15 protein-coding genes and 1 tRNA gene are annotated in these 16203 nt (G+C 63.1%); 3 read left to right on the top strand and 13 right to left on the bottom strand.

What is annotated here, in order from left to right; genetic code table 11:
• The first annotated feature begins 3 nt into the window (after positions 1-3).
• From ACZ881_RS13340 to ACZ881_RS13350, 3 genes are read left to right on the top strand one after another with little or no spacing between them, the layout of a single operon-like run.
• Positions 4-972 (top strand): branched-chain amino acid ABC transporter permease, encoded by a 969-nt coding sequence (locus ACZ881_RS13340; protein ID WP_091466094.1) that lies wholly within the window; start codon positions 4-6, stop codon positions 970-972.
• On the top strand, positions 969-1961 hold the full coding sequence (locus ACZ881_RS13345; protein ID WP_091466092.1) for an ABC transporter ATP-binding protein: 993 nt from the start codon (positions 969-971) through the stop codon (positions 1959-1961). The genes ACZ881_RS13340 and ACZ881_RS13345 overlap by 4 nt, the downstream gene beginning before the upstream one ends.
• Positions 1958-2728 (top strand): ABC transporter ATP-binding protein, encoded by a 771-nt coding sequence (locus tag ACZ881_RS13350; protein ID WP_476116126.1) that lies wholly within the window; start codon positions 1958-1960, stop codon positions 2726-2728. The genes ACZ881_RS13345 and ACZ881_RS13350 overlap by 4 nt, the downstream gene beginning before the upstream one ends.
• Positions 2729-2787: 59 nt before the next feature.
• On the opposite strand, the gene ACZ881_RS13355 is transcribed toward ACZ881_RS13350, so the two are convergent.
• The 13 genes from ACZ881_RS13355 to ACZ881_RS13415 form a co-directional block, all read right to left on the bottom strand.
• Complete coding sequence (locus tag ACZ881_RS13355; protein ID WP_476116128.1) at positions 2788-3726, bottom strand: lipid kinase; 939 nt, start codon at positions 3724-3726, stop codon at positions 2788-2790.
• 109 nt (positions 3727-3835) lie between these two features.
• Positions 3836-5191 (bottom strand): ABC transporter substrate-binding protein, encoded by a 1356-nt coding sequence (locus tag ACZ881_RS13360; protein WP_017198708.1) that lies wholly within the window; start codon positions 5189-5191, stop codon positions 3836-3838.
• 223 nt (positions 5192-5414) lie between these two features.
• Positions 5415-5488: transfer RNA gene (locus ACZ881_RS13365), tRNA-Leu, on the bottom strand.
• 21 nt (positions 5489-5509) lie between these two features.
• The gene (locus ACZ881_RS13370; RefSeq protein ID WP_476116130.1) at positions 5510-6430 is read right to left on the bottom strand and encodes an N-acetyltransferase; all 921 of its coding nucleotides are present in this window, start codon (positions 6428-6430) and stop codon (positions 5510-5512) included.
• A 103-nt stretch (positions 6431-6533) separates the two neighbouring features.
• Entirely contained in the window at positions 6534-7988 is a 1455-nt protein-coding gene (locus ACZ881_RS13375) for an NAD(P)/FAD-dependent oxidoreductase (RefSeq protein WP_364308279.1), read from the bottom strand.
• Positions 7989-8026: 38 nt separating this feature from the next.
• A complete protein-coding gene (locus ACZ881_RS13380; RefSeq protein ID WP_476116133.1) occupies positions 8027-9439 on the bottom strand; it encodes a S8 family serine peptidase in 1413 nt (470 codons plus the stop codon).
• A complete protein-coding gene (locus ACZ881_RS13385; protein WP_476116134.1) occupies positions 9436-10398 on the bottom strand; it encodes a Ppx/GppA phosphatase family protein in 963 nt (320 codons plus the stop codon). The genes ACZ881_RS13380 and ACZ881_RS13385 overlap by 4 nt, the downstream gene beginning before the upstream one ends.
• Entirely contained in the window at positions 10395-11078 is a 684-nt protein-coding gene (locus ACZ881_RS13390; RefSeq protein ID WP_178997842.1) for a DUF501 domain-containing protein, read from the bottom strand. Before ACZ881_RS13390 ends, ACZ881_RS13385 begins: the two co-directional genes overlap by 4 nt.
• Positions 11079-11146: 68 nt before the next feature.
• On the bottom strand, positions 11147-11890 hold the full coding sequence (locus ACZ881_RS13395; protein ID WP_476116137.1) for an FtsB family cell division protein: 744 nt from the start codon (positions 11888-11890) through the stop codon (positions 11147-11149).
• 148 nt (positions 11891-12038) lie between these two features.
• On the bottom strand, positions 12039-13319 hold the full coding sequence (eno, locus tag ACZ881_RS13400; RefSeq protein WP_091466077.1) for a phosphopyruvate hydratase: 1281 nt from the start codon (positions 13317-13319) through the stop codon (positions 12039-12041).
• Positions 13320-13435: 116 nt separating this feature from the next.
• On the bottom strand, positions 13436-14035 hold the full coding sequence (locus ACZ881_RS13405) for a MazG nucleotide pyrophosphohydrolase domain-containing protein (RefSeq protein WP_476116486.1): 600 nt from the start codon (positions 14033-14035) through the stop codon (positions 13436-13438).
• 115 nt (positions 14036-14150) lie between these two features.
• Complete coding sequence (locus ACZ881_RS13410; RefSeq protein WP_017198716.1) at positions 14151-15293, bottom strand: adenosine deaminase; 1143 nt, start codon at positions 15291-15293, stop codon at positions 14151-14153.
• A 39-nt stretch (positions 15294-15332) separates the two neighbouring features.
• A complete protein-coding gene (locus ACZ881_RS13415; RefSeq protein ID WP_476116488.1) occupies positions 15333-16022 on the bottom strand; it encodes a DedA family protein in 690 nt (229 codons plus the stop codon).
• Positions 16023-16203: the final 181 nt, after the last annotated feature.

Genomic DNA, 16203 nt, shown 5'->3' on the forward strand with positions numbered 1-16203 from the left:
GCCATGGACTTCGGATTTATTTTCTCCAGCGCCCTTGGCGAATTGTTCAGCCCGACGACGGCGGCGTACGCCCTTGCCGCTTTGGGCCTGGCGGTTCACTTCGGCTACTCAGGCCTGCTGAACTTCGGCCAGGCCGGCTTCATGGCGGTGGGTGCCTACGGTTTCGCAATCTCCACCCTGAGCTTCGACGCCCCGTTCTTCCTCGCACTGATCATCTCTGTTCTTTGTTCGGTGATCTTCGCCTTCATCCTGGGTATTCCTACGCTGCGGCTTCGTGCCGACTACCTGGCTATCGTCACCATCGCGGCCGCGGAAATTGTGCGGTACGTGGTCACCACCAACCAGCTCACCAGTGTCACAGGCTCCGCTAACGGTTTGGCAGCCTTTGAGAACACCTTCTATGGCATGAACCCCTTCCCTGAAGGGTCCTACATGGGCATGAACAACCGTGACTTCTTTATCCGCGTCGTCGGTTGGGGCCTGGTCATCGTGTGCTGCCTCCTGGTGTGGCTCCTGATGCGCAGCCCCTGGGGCCGCGTCCTGAAGGGCATCCGCGAAGACGAGAACGCTGTCCGCTCGCTCGGCAAGAACGTCTACGCCTACAAGATGCAGGCGCTGGTCATAGGTGGCGTGCTCGGCGCCTTGGCGGGCATGATCTTCACCCTCCCCCGCGGCGCCGTCCAGCCGTCCAACTACGGCACAGAGCTCACGTTCTTCCTGTGGACCTGCCTCCTGCTGGGCGGCATGGCCACGGTATTGGGGCCCGTCATTGGAGCCATGATCTTCTGGGTGGTGCTCTCACTGACCCAGAGCCTGCTCTACGGCCTCATCGAATCAGGGGCAGTCACCTGGCTGACCACCGTCCAGGCTGGCCAGCTGCGCTACATCCTGGTAGGCGTTGCGCTGATGCTCCTGATGATCTTCCGCCCGCAAGGCGTCTTCGGCAATAAGAAGGAGCTTGCTTTCGCATGAGTGAGACCAACGAACGCAACACCGAAAATATCGACTACATGACCGATTCGCGGCCCATCGCCGTCGGGGAAAATACTCCCGGCTGCAAGAAGCGCGATCCCATCGTGGTGGCAGAGGATGTGACACGTTCCTTTGGCGGCATCAACGCAGTGGACGTGGAATACCTCGAGATCCCCCGTCATAAGATCACCGCCTTGATCGGTCCCAACGGAGCCGGCAAGACCACCCTGTTCAACCTGCTCACGGGCTTTGACACTCCCAACACGGGAAAGTGGCAGTTTGAAGGCAACAGCCTGGCCGGTGTCTCGTCTTACAAGGTTGCCCGCATGGGCATGGTCCGCACCTTCCAGCTGACCAAAGTGATGGGCAAGCTGACCGTCATGGAAAACATGCGCCTTGGTGCTGCCGACCAGCCCGGCGAACGGCTTTCCAGAGCCCTGTTCAAAGGCATCTGGGGAGGACGCGAAAAGGAAATCACGGCCCAAGCCGACGTGCTGTTGGAGAAGTTCAAGCTGGATACCAAGAAGGACGACTATGCAGCGTCCCTCTCCGGTGGTCAGCGGAAGCTCCTGGAGATGGCACGCTCCTTGATGGTGAGGCCCAAATTGGTGATGCTCGATGAGCCCATGGCCGGTGTGAACCCCGCACTAACGCAGTCTCTGCTGGACCACATCAAGAACCTCAAGGCCGAGGGCATGACCGTGCTTTTCGTGGAGCACGACATGAACATGGTGCGCCACATCGCTGACTGGGTTGTGGTCATGGCCGAAGGCAAGGTGGTGGCCGAAGGACCTCCGGGCGAAGTCATGAAGAACCCTGCCGTCATCGACGCGTACCTCGGCGCCCATCACGACGTCGACCTGGGCGACTCAGAAGGCATCAAGGTGCTCGAGGCAGAACTCGAAGCTGACGAAGAGTCGGTGGTGGGAACCGAAGACGCGGGCATCCTGTCCGACATCGCAGAAACCAAGAAGGAGGACGGACAATGAGCAGCACCAGCGCAATGCCCGCCTCGGCAGCTGCCCCCGCAAGCGACTCCGTCGTCAAAGTCACCAACCTGGTGGCAGGCTACATTCCGGGCGTCAACATCCTCAACGGTTGCAGCATCGAGGCCCGCAAGGGCGAGTTGATTGGAATTATCGGCCCCAACGGCGCGGGTAAGTCCACGCTGCTGAAGGCCATGTTTGGCCTGGTGAAGGTCCACTCGGGCACCGTTGTAGTGCGTGGACAGGACCTTACTGGTATGAAGGCCAACAAACTGGTCACCCAGGGCGTGGGCTTCGTCCCCCAGACCAACAACGTCTTCGCCACGCTAACCATTGAAGAGAACCTGCAAATGGGCATGTTCCAGCGGCCCAAGGACTTCTCCGAACGCTTCGATTTTGTGACCAGCCTCTTCCCGGATCTCGGTAAGCGGCGGGCCCAGCGGGCGGGGTCCCTGTCCGGCGGTGAACGTCAGATGGTGGCCATGGGCAGGGCACTCATGATGGACCCGGCTGTGCTGCTGCTCGACGAGCCGTCGGCAGGCCTCTCCCCCGTCAAACAGGACGAGACATTCCTCCGTGTCCACGAGATCAACCGCGCCGGAGTCTCGGTGATCATGGTGGAACAGAACGCCCGCCGTTGCCTGCAGATCTGCGACCGCGGCTATGTCCTGGACCAGGGCAAGGATGCGTACACAGGTACGGGCCGTGAGCTCATGAAGGACCCCAAGGTCATCCAGCTCTACCTGGGTACCTTGGCCGACGAAGTCTAGCCGCAGTAGCCCCGAAGGCCTGGTTCCGGTGCAAGACCGGAACCGGGCCTTCGGTGTTTTCAGTTGCGTCCCTCAAACGTCGCGCTGCTGCTGTTCCCCGGCACCACCACGTGCACCGCATTTCGCTCAACCGTGAAGTCGGTGGGCGTGCTGGTGGTGATCTCGCCGTCGAGGTTCACCGGCAGCGGCGGACTGGTCACCAGCCTGACGTTCCGGCTGGTTAAGTGGAGCACCCGCTCGTTTTCCACAAACCTGCCATTCTTGAGCGAACGCGCGATCTTTGCCTGCTCCCGCAGCGGCGCTGCCTGGATCGCGTAGATGTCCAGGGTGTGATCATCGATCCCCGCTGTCGGCGAGACCGCATTGCCGCCTCCGTAGTATCTTCCGTTTCCCACTGCCACCTGCAGCAGGTTTTCCAGCTCCACGGGCTCGTGGTCCCCGTCCGGGAACTCAAGGCGGGCGTGGAACGGCTTGTGCGTGGCGTAGGAGCGCAGCGTAGCTACACCATATGCCAGGGGCCCAATGAGTCGTTTGAGGCGGGGACTGAGCGCCTGCGTGACTGCCACTGACAGTCCGGCTGACGCCACGTTGAGGAAGGGCTGGCCGTTAGCCCGCCCGAGGTCGATGTCCACTACTTTTCCGTCCGCGAGGGCAGCGCAGGCGCTGCCCAGGTCCCGGGGGATTTCCAGCGTCCTGGCGAGGTCATTCGCGGTGCCAAGCGGAAGAACACCCAGCACGACGTCGGTACCCGCCACGAGTCCTGCTGCGGAGGCAACTGTTCCGTCGCCTCCCCCAACAACCACAAAATCGTGGCCTCCGGTGATCGCTTGCTCCAGGGCTCGGCCGAGGTCCCCGCCCCCAGACACCGTGTACATCGCGGAGACCGGGAGCTCTGCCTTTGCGAGACTGTCGACCACCAACTTTTGAGCCGCGGAACCTTTGCGTGAACCAGCGTTGATGACCACGGCGATGGAGCGGGCTTCCCGGGTTGGCTTCATGAGGACATGGTAGGTCTACAGCCTGTGTGAGGGCTTTGTTAACGCCCAACGGGTCCCCTTCCTTGAGGAAGGGGACCCGTTGCTAGCTGCGGTCTAGTTGGCGTTCAGCTTAGAGCTTGCCGAACTCTTCGCGGACCGGCTTGTAGGTGTTGTCGTCCTGGTATTCGTAGATACCGATGTATGCCTCGGTGGGGTCGCCGGCATCGGAGAACGTTACCGGACCGGACTGGCCGTCGTAGTCAACGTCCTTGCCCTCGCGGAGCAGGGTGACGCATGACGGGAAGTCGGTGCACTTCTCGCCGCCTTCAGAGACTTCCTTGAGCTTGGCCGCGATGTCCGTGCCCTTGGTGCTCTTGGCCGCCTCAGATGCCAGCGCAATCAGGTTCACGGCGTCGTAGGACTCGCCTGCGTAGCTGTAATCCTTCAGGGCGGGATCGATCGCGAGGAGCTTCTGCTTGAAGGCGTCCTTGGCGAACGTACCGGGGATGGTTCCCTGTGCGCCCTTCATGGTTCCTGCCTGGAAGTCCTTGCTGTAGTCCGAGGTGTTGCCGTCAACCATGAACAGCTGCGTGGGCTTGACGCCCTTGCCGGTCATCAGCGGGACGATGCTCTTGGCCTGGTCGAAGGTGATCAACGCGATCGCATCGGGCTTGGCTGCGAGGACCTTGTCCACCTGGCTGCTGAACTGTGAATCACCCTCGTTGAAGAGTTCTTCTGCAACAACCTTGCCGCCGGCTGCCTCGAAAGCTTCCTTGACGTTCTTCTGCAGGCCGGTTCCGTAGGCGTCGTTGAGAACGATCATGCCAACAGTCTGGGCGCCACAGGTAGCCATGTAGTTGCCGAGGACCTTGCCCTGCAGGACGTCGGACGGTGCCGTGCGCCAGTAGAGGCCCTTGTCATCCCATGTGGTGAAGTCAGGTGAGGTGTTCGCCGGGGAGAAGTGGATGACGCCGGCGCCCGTGATCTGGTTGATGACCGTCTTGGAAACGCCGGACGAGGCCGCACCGATTACTGCGCTCACACCCTGGCCCAGCAAGGCTGTGGTGGACTGCGTGGCGATGTCGGTCTTGGTGTCACCGGAGTCGCGGTGGGTTACTTCCACCGGGGCACCCAAAACGCCACCGGCGTCGTTGACTTCCTTGACGCCGAGGTTGACACCGGCAATTTCAGGCGGGCCGAGGAACGCCAGCGACCCCGTTGTCGGCAGGAGCGATCCAAGCTTAAGCGGCGTAGCCGTGGTGGTGGTCGAGGGAGGTACAGGTCCCGTGTTGGTGGCAGCCTGGCTGTTGCCGGCCCCCGCCCCGCCGCTCGGTGCCGGGCAGGCGATACCTGCCGCGGCGGCGGATTGAGACCCAGTCTGGGTAGGTGTCGAAGACCCACCACAAGCTGTGGCCAAGAGAGCGACCCCAATGCCAAGCGCGGTTAGCTTGGCGGCTCGGGGCGCCGCTGGGGAAAGATCAAACATTCGTTGTCTCCTCGATCGAAAGGTGCGAACTGCCTTTGATGCGATTACTCAGGTGTTCCTGATTAAGACTCAAACTAGTGCAATTGCCCCGGGAACATAAGTGATTCAGGTCACATCCCTATAACACTCGTTGCCTGTGGGGAATCTACGAGCTTGCTGGGAAAAGTCACTGAAGAGGACAACCGCGCACAGGAAGGGAGAAAGAGCTCTCACCTTGCGTCTGTGCCCCAGGTGGGACTCGAACCCACAACACGCGGATTTTAAGTCCGCTGCCTCTGCCAATTGGGCTACTGGGGCGCCCGGACCATGGTATCCCAGCTAGAGCCGGTTGAATGGCGCGGCGTAGCGAAAGGTGCCCCGGACGCCGTCGGGCCATTCCGGTAGGGGTAGAAGCTGGAAGTGCTCGCCCCACATCGCCTCAGGCGGTTCAACGCCCATGGAGGTGGCTGGCACATAGCCGAAACGCGGATAGTAGAGAGGGCTGCCGAGCAAGGCGATTCCGGGTTCTCCGAGTGCCGTGGCACGAGCCGCCGTCTCGCGCATCAACGCCGAACCAACCCCGCGCCGCTGGAAGGATGGAAGCACCCCTATGGGACCCAAGCCCAGCAGTTCGAGCTCCCCCACCCAACCCCGCGTGCTGATGGCGTGACCCACGATTTCACCGCCCATTTCCGCCACGATGCTGAGTTCCGCGACGTACTCGCTGCACTCAAAAAGCTCGCGCAAGAGCCCCACTTCAATCGGCGTGCCTTCAACGGGTTCACCGGTCACCGGGGAGACAGAAAACGCCCGTGCAGTCAGATCCAGGATCTCGGCCCGGTCCTCGGGCCGCTCCGAACGCAAGACCACGCCGCGGGCAAGAAGCCGCAGCACGTCCATGGCCCGGCCCGCGTCCTCCGACGGCACCAGCAGGTGATCGTGATGGAAACCTGCCAGGACGTTGCAACTGATCCCTGCGTGCGTCAGCGCAGCACTGACAGCAGCGGTGAGCCCCACGGCTTCCAAAGCCGAATGGACCTGGAGCGTGATCCATGTGGCCACGAAATCGTAGCTAAGGCCCAAAGAATCGGCTTCGTCGCGGTGAAGGACCACCGTTAGGCCTTCGGCCTCGCGAACTGCCGCTTCGACGCCACCTTCCAAAGGCCGGCCATGCGGCCAAAGAGCGTAAACGTAGTCGCCATCGCGGGCTACGGGATGAAGCGACTCCAGGAGCGTCTTCAGATCAGTTTCACCGGACATGGCAACAGTCTAGGGGTCAGCTTTAGCGCGCCCGCCCAGGCGACGGCGTTAAACGCCGACGGCGACCATCCCCCGCAAGGGGACGGCCGCCGTCGAGCGTGTACTACTTGGCGTCAGCAGTTACCGGAGTCTTGACTTCCTCGGCAACCGGCTTGGCTTCCACCGGTGCCGGAGCGGCAGCAGGCTTAGGAGCCGGCGTCGCTGCGGCCACGAAGGCACCGCGCGGGTTGTCCAGGTCCATCAGCGGCGTGGTGTCGCGGCCGGCGAAGAAGGCCAGGATCCAGCCGAGGATCACGCGGAACTTGCGCTCCACCGTGGGCATCGCCATGCCGTGGTAACCACGGTGGGCCAGCCAGGCGAGGCCGCCCTTGAGGCCGATGCGGCCGAGCAGGTTGATGTTTGCAACACCCTTCCACTCGCCGAAACCGGCTACAGCACCGAGGTTCTTGTGCTTGTAGTCGTGCAGCGGCTTGTCCCAGCGGGAGGCCCAGAGGTTCTTAGCCAGTTTCTTGGCCTGGCGCAGGGCGTGCTGGGCGTTGGGGACGCAGGTGCCGTCCGGCAGGCCCTTGCCCGTGAGGTCCGGAACAGCGGCGATGTCGCCGGCTGCCCAGGCGTTCTCCACGATGCCTTCATCGCCTGCGATGCGCAGGTCAGGCAGGACGCGAACCCGGCCTCGCGGTTCCAGCGGGAAGTCGGTGGAGCGGATCATCGGGTTGGCCTGCACGCCAGCAGCCCATACCAGGGTGTCTGCCTCAACTTCACCGGCGGGGGTCTTGTCCGGGAGGTTGATCAGCTTGAGGTTGCCCTCGGCACTGTCAAGGGAAGTGTTCAGGAGTACTTCGATGCCGCGGCTGCGGAGGTGCTCCACAACCCACTCGGCCTGCGAGGCGGTGACCTCGGGCATGATGCGGCCCATGGCTTCAACCAGGATGAAGCGGACTTCTTCCTGGCGGATGCGGGGGTTGTTGCGCACAGCAGCGCGGGCGAGGTCTTCCATTTCGGTGAGGCATTCGATGCCGGCAAAGCCGCCACCCACCACAACGAAGGTCAGCGCCTTGGCACGCTCTGCGGGGTCAGTCATGGTGGAAGCTGATTCGATGCGCTCCAGCACCTTGTTGCGAAGTGCAACGGCTTCCTCGATGGTCTTCAGGCCGATGCCCTTGTCCGCGAGTCCCTTGATGGGGAACGTGCGGGTGATGGCGCCGGCTGCGATCACGACGTCGAAGTACGGGATCTCGAAGTTCTCGCCGCCGTCGGACGGGGCGATAACCGCGGTCCGGTTGGCGTGGTCGATGCTGGTGACGCGGCCCTGGATGAGCTCAGTCTGCTTGAGGTGCTGACGGTGGGAGACGACGGCGTGGCGTGCCTCGATGTTGCCACCGGCTACTTCCGGGAGGAAGGGCTGGTAGGTCATGTACGGCAGCGGATCAACGACGGTGACGATTCCGCCTGCGTTCGCGATCTTCTTCTGCAGTTTGAGTGCTACGTACAGGCCGACGTAGCCGCCGCCGACGACGAGAACCCGGGGACGGTCAATGAGCTCTGGGGTGGTTGCCATGAGTCCAGAGTACAGTACTTTGTGAAAATCTTCACTAACTACTTCCGGGCAGGCGGATCCACCTTCAAAAGGGCGCCTGTTTCGGCCTCCTCAGTCGCTACTGGCGGGTCCCTTAGGACCCTTCGCAGCTGGACCGCGGCACCTGCCACGAGGGCAATAAATAACGCTCCAAAACCCAGCACGACGGCGGCAGGAAGGGCTTCGTCCACGGTGGCCGGCGTCTTCGCGACGGGGACAGTCGGATCGGCAAGCGTCGGAGCGGCGCTGGTAGGACTCGCCACGGGCGCTTGTGAGGGTTCGCTGAAGACGCCGCGGCGGTGGACGCGGATCCAGTCCGCGATGGAACCCAGCGGGTTGGTGCTGGTGGTGGGTACGTCGTTCTTGAGCGCGGCCTCAGCGTTGAGGATGCCATACCCATAGAGGGGGTCCTTGCCTGGGGCGCCGGCATCCTTGGCAGTACTGACGATCCTGTTGATGACCTGGGTAGCGCTCATTTCCGGCCACTTGGAACGGATCAGTGCTGCCACACCTGAAACGATGGGTGCCGCACCGGAGGTTCCTGCCCACTCGGCATACGAACCACCGGGAATGCCGCCCACCAGTTTCTCCGCCGGAGCTGCTACTCCAATACTGATGCCCTGGGACGATGAGTCGACGCTGGCGCGTCCCTCGCCATCCAACCCGGCTACCGTGAGGACGCCGGGAATGGTTGCCGGGGCACCAACCTGGACGTTGCCACCCACCCGGTTTCCCGCTGCGGCAACAATCACCACATCCTTTTGCTCCGCGTACAGGAACGCTGCGTCCCAGCTCTGCGGCCAATCCGGCGAAGTACTGCCGAGGGAAATGTTGATGACCTTGGCACCGTTGTCCACCGCCCAGCGCACGGCTTCAGGTATTTGCTCCTGGTCTGTCTTGCCGCCCGGGTTGGGCGAACCGAGCCACGTTGAGATGGCGAGAATCTCCGCTTCGGGCGCCACGCCCGTGATCCCGTCCGGTCCCCCGGCGGGCGGGGTGGTGGGTGGCGGTGGAGGTGCGGCCGGCTTTGGAGCTGCTGACCCTGATGCCGATGGCGACGGCGACGGGGTGGGCGTGGTGTGGCCGCGCCCGGCGAGCATGGTTGCCACAAGGGTGCCGTGTTCGGTCTTGGCGCCGATACTCTTTTGTCCGTTCGGAGCCCCGGCCCCGGAGACATCCGTCCCACCGACCACGACGCCCTTGAGGTCAGGGTGGCTTCCGTCAATGCCGCTATCGATGATCGCGACCTTGACGCCGGCGCCCTTGGACACCTGCCAAGCGTTGGTGACACCCGATTCCTTGAGCCAGTACTCCTTGTCGCGCCAAGCATCCGCGTTGGCTGCCGGCGCGGACAACAGCGCACCTGCAAGCGCCCCGCCGGCCAACATGGTGGCAAGCGCAGCGGACAGGATGCGTCGGTGCCGCAACGTCATTCGCCGTCCCGGATACTCAGGGCGATGCCGTCAAGAATGTCGTGTTCGCTGGAAACAGCCGCACGAATGGTTCCGTTGCTGACCGATTCCATCCGTGCCAGAATGCGGCGCCAAACCAAAGCTCCCGCTCCGATCACATCCACGCGTCCCGGGTGCATGTAGGGAAGGGCAGCACGTTCTTCGCGCGTCATTTCCAGCAGGCTGGTGCAGGCGTCGGTGATGGTTTCGACGTCCAGCGAAGCGCCGTGGATTCGGCCCGGCTCATATTCGCTCAGGCCCAATGCGTGCGCGGTGATGGTGGTGATGGAACCAGCGACCCCAACCACCGCTGTGGCGCGGCCGAGCGGTACCGTCTGAGCGGCAAGATCAAGTGCGGCATCGACGTCGGCCTCTGCTGCGGTGATTTGCGCAGCCGTGGGCGGATCGCTGCGAAGGTGACGTTCAGTCAACCGCACGCAGCCAATGTCCACCGAGCGCGCTGCGATAACGCCGCTGGAGTCGCCCAGTACGAATTCGGTACTCCCTCCGCCCAGGTCCACCACCAGGATGGCGTCCTCCCCCGTGGCGGGCAGGACGCTGCTGGCTCCCGCGAAGGACAACGCAGCTTCCTCGTCACCGGAAATGACCTCTGGCCGTACGCCCAGGAGATCCCGGATGCCGTCCACAAAGACCTGGCGGTTACTGGCATCACGAGTTGCCGAAGTAGCGGCAAAACGGACTCGTTCGGCACCGTGTTCCTGGATGAGCCGGGCGTAGTCCCGCGTAGCAGCAAAGGTGCGCTCCAAGGCCTCCGGAGCCAGTTCGCCCGTGGCATCGACGCCCTGGCCCAGCCGCACCACGCGCATTTCACGCACGACGTCGGTCAGCGGACCCTGCGCGTCCGGTAGTCCGTCTGAGACATCAGCGATAAGCAGCCGGATGGAGTTGGTACCGCAGTCAATGGCAGCCACGCGGCTCATGCGGTGCCTTCCTGCTCGTCAAGGGATTCAATCTTGGACTTCCGCACCGGCGCGGGACGCCCCACGATGTCAGGCAGCCCCTGCGGACCATGGCGGCTCAAATCCCGTGAAGGAGCCTCGCCGGCTGTGTCCCAAGCGCCGTCGCAATAGCAGCGGTCCTTGGTCCACCATTCAGTGATGGCATCCAGTGCCTCGTCCCCCAGCGGATTGACGCCCGGCCCGGCAGCCAAAGAATGCCCCACCAGGACATGCAGGCACTTCACGCGGGTGGGCATACCGCCCGCAGAGATACCGTCGATCTCGGGCACTGCCCCGGTGCCGGAGCGATCAGCAATCTGGTTGCGTGCCTGCAGGTAGGCATCGTGCGCGCCATGGTAGGCGCCGGCCAACTCCTGGTCAGCGGTCAGTCGCTCGTTCATCTCGTTCATGAGCCCGCCAGCTTCAAGGCGGGACACCGCTGAAGTGATGACCGGGTGGGTCAGGTAGAAGGTGGTGGGAAACGGTGTTCCGTTGCTGAGCCGGGGAGCTGTCGCTGCCACCAAGGGGTTGCCGCAGACGCACCTCGCCGGGATCTCGACAACATCCCGGACCGGCCTGCCCAGCTGTCGGCTGAGTACCTCAAGATCGTGTGCTGATGGCTGGCGGGATTCCTGCGGCACGGCTGCCGTGTTCTCTTCCACTTGCGCTGCCAACCTTCCTGCCCCTTTTGTCGCGTCCCATGCGGACACGACGGCGGCGGGCACCGCGTCTAGTCAGTTGCCGATCGTCTGATTGACTCCCAGAGAGCATCCACCCAGGGCAGATTCTCCGGGTTTGCCGACGATCCGGAGCCGGTGCGGCCACCCGGTGTGCCGGCGGCTTCTTCTCCCCCAAACACCCAGTAACCTGTTTCACCCGGCATAACCATGTTAATGCGGTCGCGGGCCTGCTGTTTCACGTAGTTGGGGTCCTGCCACCGGGAGAGCTGCTTGTTCAGCTCGGTTTGCTCCGCTTTCCTGCTCGCAATTTCCGCTTCCAGCGCTGAAATTTCGGCGCGTTTCTCGAGGAAAATCTTCACGGTGGGGGCCAGCAGGACAGTGATGGCAATCATCACGACAGCCAGTGCGAGCATCCGGCCGGAGAACGCCTTGGCCGGTACGGGATCCAGCTCCCGGTCATCCTTCGCCCCGGGCCGTGGTCTTTCCGTGCCCTTGTCCGCAGCCTTCGTGGAAGTGCCTGCCGGCTTGCTCTCCTTGCCCGCCTTGGTACCGGTGGGCGTCTTGCTGTTGCCAGGGGCTTTGGCGCCAACCGCCGCCGTCGATGTCTTTGACGAAGCCCGCGGCCCGCCGAACTCGGCCTTGATGACGTCGGCGCCCTCGGAACCTGCGCCTTCAGAACCCTTGCCGGCCCCGCCGGATGCACCGACCGGACGGGCACCACCAGACGGACGGGCACCACTTGACGGGCGACCAAGGGCGTCGGCCCTGGGTACCTTTGGACGACGGGTGGCCATGACACTCCTGTAATGCCCGGTGCTTGCCTGGCGGGTTGCTGCGCTTGCTGTTGCTGACCTGGCCTGTGGTGAACAGAACCGGAGTTAAACAGAACCGGCGGCCATGGTCTTTCCACCATAGCCACCGGTTACGTGTTTTCGCTGAAGGCTAGCCCTTGAAACGCGGGAACGCGCTGCGGCCGGCGTAGCGTGCGGCGTCGTCGAGTTCTTCTTCGATGCGCAGCAGCTGGTTGTACTTGGCAACACGCTCGGAGCGGGCCGGGGCACCGGTCTTGATCTGGCCCGCGTTGGTGGCAACGGCGATGTCAGCAATAGTGGTGTCCTCGGTTTCGCCGGAGCGGTGCGAGGTAATGGTGGTGTAGCCGGAGCGCTGAGCCAGGGAAACGGCGTCGAGCGTCTCGGTCAGGGAACCGATCTGGTTGACCTTGACCAGCAGGGAGTTGGCCGTGGCCGTCTCGATGCCCTGCTGCAGGCGGACCGGGTTGGTGACAAAGAGATCGTCGCCAACAAGCTGGACCTTGTCACCAATAGTGTCGGTGAGGGTCTTCCAGCCTTCCCAGTCGTTCTCGTCCAGCGGGTCTTCGATGGAAACCAGCGGGTAGTCGGCAACGAGCTCAGCGTAGTAGGCGCTCATCTCGGTGGCAGTAAGTGCCTTGCCTTCGAACTGGTAAGCACCTTCCTTGTAGAACTCGGAAGACGCAACGTCCAAGGCAAGTGCGATGTCCGTGCCCGGGGTGTAGCCGGCGTTCTTGATGGCTTCCTGGATCAGGTCCAGTGCAGCGCGGTTGGACGGCAGGTTGGGGGCAAAGCCACCCTCGTCGCCGAGGCCGGTGGAGAGGCCCTTTTCCTGCAGGACAGCCTTGAGGTTGTGGTAGACCTCAACGCCCCAGCGCAGGCCTTCGGAGAAGGTCTCGGCACCGATCGGGGCAATCATGAATTCCTGGATGTCAACATCGGAGTCGGCGTGCGAGCCACCGTTGAGGATGTTCATCAGCGGAACGGGCAAGACGTGGGCGTTCGGGCCGCCCAGGTACTTGTACAGCGGCAGGTCAGCAGAAGCAGCAGCTGCGTTGGCCACGGCCAGGGATACACCCAGGATGGCGTTGGCGCCGAGCTTGCCCTTGTTGGGCGTACCGTCCAGGTCGATCATGGCCTGGTCGATGCTGCGCTGGTCAGTGGCGTCGAAACCAATCAGGGCCGGGGAGATCTCGTCGATGACGGCGTCAACGGCCTTCTGGACACCCTTACCGAGGTAACGGCCCTTGTCGCCGTCGCGAAGCTCAACGGCTTCGTGCTCGCCGGTGGAGGCACCGGAGGGAACTGCTGCGCGGCCGATCTGGCCGTCGGAGAGCAGGACCTCAACTTCTACGGTCGGGTTTCCGCGGGAATCAAGGATCTCGCGTGCGTGGATGGCATCGATAAGCGCCATGGATGTGCTCCTTATGGGCGAATTACAGGAATGTGGAGGGAAATTCTCAACGTCCTCGTCGCTACTAGCGTAGTCGAGAGTGGCTTACGTTACGGCACGGCTTCCAACGGCTCACGTCATGAAGGCTGCGCCTGGTTGTTCTGAAACGATCGAACTGCGGCACGGAGGGCCCGTTCGGCGTCGAGTCCTTGCTCCCGGGCACCCGCGACGATGGCGAGCAGCAGCTCCCCCAGCGCCTCTTCCGAGGCCGGAATGACAGGAAGTCCGACGGCGGCCAGTCGGCGTTGGGCGTCAACGGGCATGCCGGCGCGGACTGCCCGGTCGAAGGACTTCTGCGCTCCTGCCAACGCCGGCAGGTGGGGCGGAATCCCTTCGAAGGGGTCCTTCCGCTCCGGCTTCTCCGCGCGTTTGGCGGCGTCCCACTTGACGATGATTTCCTCGACGCTGGCCGGGAAAGTCTCCTGCAGGGAACCGTCGGCCTTGAAGACGTGGTGGTTTCGCCGGACCATCTTGGCATTGATACTGCGCGCCACATCCCCGAAATCAAAGCTGCCGCGCTCCTCGGCGAGCCGGGCATGAAGCACTACTTGAAGCAGCACATCGCCCAGCTCGCCTCGGAGCTCTTCATCTATCGCACCGGCTTCGATCGAATCAACCACTTCGTAGGCTTCCTCGATCAGGTACTCCACCAGCGACTCGTGGGTCAGTGCGCCCATCCACGGACAGTGCTCCCGCAAGGCAGCAATCGTCCCCAGCAGCTCCCCGACCTCGCAAGCTCGGCCAGGGACCCCGGCCGCTGTGGGCCCATGCAGCTCCGGGAGGCTGGAATCGTTAGCCGAGGTTGGCGTAGGCATCGTTGATGTACTCAACCAAGGCTTCACGCTCGTCCAGCGGCAGGAACGCTGCCTCGGCCGCGTTGAGCGTCAGCTCGAGCAGATCATCGAGGTCGTAGTCGAAGGTCTCCACCAGGAGTTCGAACTCGTCGGTAAGCGTCACGCCGCTCATGAGGCGGTTGTCCGTGTTGATGGTGACGTTGAAGCCGAGCTGGAAGAGCATGTCCACCGGGTGGCTTTCGATGCCGTCGCCAAAGCCGGAAATGGCACCGGTCTGGAGGTTGGAGGAAGGGCAGATTTCAAGGGCGATTCCGCGGTCGCGAACCCATGCTGCCACGCTGCCGATGGTCACCATGCCGATGGTGTCCTCGCCGTCGTCGTCGGAGTTGTCCTCAAACTCCACCGAGATGTCCTCGGCGATCCGCACGCCATGGCCAAGGCGCAGGGCACGGCCGTCCACCAGGGCAGACTGGATGCTCTCCAGGCCGGCAGCCTCGCCGGCGTGGACCGTTGCCGGGAAGTTGTTCTCGGCCAGGTAGGTGAACGCGTCCTTGAAGCGGGACGGGAGGAAGCCGTCTTCAGCGCCGGCAATGTCGAAACCGACCGCGCCGTTGGCGCGGTGGCGGACGGCCAGCTCGGCGATCTCCTGACCACGATCAGCGTGGCGCATGGCAGTGATGAGCTGCCCGACCTGAATCTGCTGGCCGCGCTCTTCGGCGGAATCCATGCCGGCTTCCAGCCCGGTCTGGACTGCTTCCACAACTTCGTCCAGGGTCAGGCCCTGCTGCAGGTGCTGTTCAGGAGCCCACCGGACTTCGCCGTACACGACGCCGTCCTCGGCCAGGTCCTCCACGAATTCCTTGGCGACCCGGAACAGGCCTTCCTTGGTCTGCATGACGGCGACGGTGTGGTCAAACGTTTCGAGGTAGCGGACCAGCGAACCGGAGTCAGCGGATTCACGGAACCATTCACCCAGCGCCACCGGATCGGTGGAGGGCAGGGTGTGGCCGGCGGCCTCAGCCAGCTCGATGATGGTGGCCGGGCGGAGTCCTCCGTCCAGATGATCGTGGAGGGAAACCTTGGGAAGGCTCTTCAGATCGAAGTCAAGGGCAGGGGCAGCGTCAAGAATGGGCTCAGTCACGTACTAAGACTAGTCCCCACCGCCGCCCTCAGCAGGTCCTTAGCCGGCAGGATTGGAGAGGTCGGCCCCGGCAACTGCTTTTTGCGACAGATTCGGCTCCGCTGCGGGAGCTGCATTGCTTGCGGCCGCTTCACGGGCCTGGTCCTTCTTCTCAAGGTACTTGTGCCACCAGCGCAAGGCATGGTCCACCACGATACCGAGGACCACGGCGAAGGCCACTGCAATTCCGACGCCGAGGAGCGGGTTGTGGTGTACCCACTGACCTGCGAGCAAGCCAATGCCGATTGAGTAGCCAACCCACGTGATGCAGGCGAAGGCGTCCAGCCAGAAGAAGGTGCGGTGGCGAAATCCGGTCTGCCCGGCGACGTAGTTCACCGCTACCCGACCCCACGGAATGTAGCGGGCGGTGAAGATCAGGACCGCACCGCGCTTGTCCAACTCGTACTGTGCCCACGCGAACATTTTCTGGACCTTGGGTCGCCGCATCCACTTCCAGCGGGTGAGGCCGATCTTGCGGCCCAACATGTAAGCCATGTTGTCGCCGGCCATGGCACCTACCAACGCAGTTGCACCCAGAATCCACAGGTTGGGTTCTCCGCTGTGAAGGGACAGCGCCGAGAGGCCCACAATGGCTGTTTCGCTGGGGAGAATCGTGGCGAATCCGTCAATGAAAAAGAAGACCAGAAGTACCGGGTATATCCAGGGCTGCCCGGCTGCATGCTCGAGCATTTGATTCAAAAACTCCACGCGGGGGTAGCTCCTAGACGAATGTGACTTGACGATGTGACGGAAGTCGCTCTAGTGTCCCACGGCCGGGACGTCGTTCGCTACGTCCCAGCCTTGGGATCACGCGTTTAACGCTATCGGTTTGATGAGGTTGTGGTCGTCAACCGCCGGGCTGATCTTCCGT

This window comes from Paenarthrobacter sp. TE3676, from assembly GCF_056279165.1.

What these genes read in the sequence shown, in the direction of transcription:
- ACZ881_RS13340 (WP_091466094.1), top strand. Translation starts at nt 4, where the DNA reads ATGGACTTCGGATTTATTTTCTCCAGCGCCCTTGGCGAATTGTTCAGC.
- ACZ881_RS13345 (WP_091466092.1), top strand. Translation starts at nt 969, where the DNA reads ATGAGTGAGACCAACGAACGCAACACCGAAAATATCGACTACATGACC.
- ACZ881_RS13350 (WP_476116126.1), top strand. Translation starts at nt 1,958, where the DNA reads ATGAGCAGCACCAGCGCAATGCCCGCCTCGGCAGCTGCCCCCGCAAGC.
- ACZ881_RS13355 (WP_476116128.1), bottom strand. Translation starts at nt 3,726, where the DNA reads ATGAAGCCAACCCGGGAAGCCCGCTCCATCGCCGTGGTCATCAACGCT.
- ACZ881_RS13360 (WP_017198708.1), bottom strand. Translation starts at nt 5,191, where the DNA reads ATGTTTGATCTTTCCCCAGCGGCGCCCCGAGCCGCCAAGCTAACCGCG.
- ACZ881_RS13370 (WP_476116130.1), bottom strand. Translation starts at nt 6,430, where the DNA reads ATGTCCGGTGAAACTGATCTGAAGACGCTCCTGGAGTCGCTTCATCCC.
- ACZ881_RS13375 (WP_364308279.1), bottom strand. Translation starts at nt 7,988, where the DNA reads ATGGCAACCACCCCAGAGCTCATTGACCGTCCCCGGGTTCTCGTCGTC.
- ACZ881_RS13380 (WP_476116133.1), bottom strand. Translation starts at nt 9,439, where the DNA reads ATGACGTTGCGGCACCGACGCATCCTGTCCGCTGCGCTTGCCACCATG.
- ACZ881_RS13385 (WP_476116134.1), bottom strand. Translation starts at nt 10,398, where the DNA reads ATGAGCCGCGTGGCTGCCATTGACTGCGGTACCAACTCCATCCGGCTG.
- ACZ881_RS13395 (WP_476116137.1), bottom strand. Translation starts at nt 11,890, where the DNA reads ATGGCCACCCGTCGTCCAAAGGTACCCAGGGCCGACGCCCTTGGTCGC.
- eno (WP_091466077.1), bottom strand. Translation starts at nt 13,319, where the DNA reads ATGGCGCTTATCGATGCCATCCACGCACGCGAGATCCTTGATTCCCGC.
- ACZ881_RS13405 (WP_476116486.1), bottom strand. Translation starts at nt 14,035, where the DNA reads ATGGGCGCACTGACCCACGAGTCGCTGGTGGAGTACCTGATCGAGGAA.
- ACZ881_RS13415 (WP_476116488.1), bottom strand. Translation starts at nt 16,022, where the DNA reads ATGCTCGAGCATGCAGCCGGGCAGCCCTGGATATACCCGGTACTTCTG.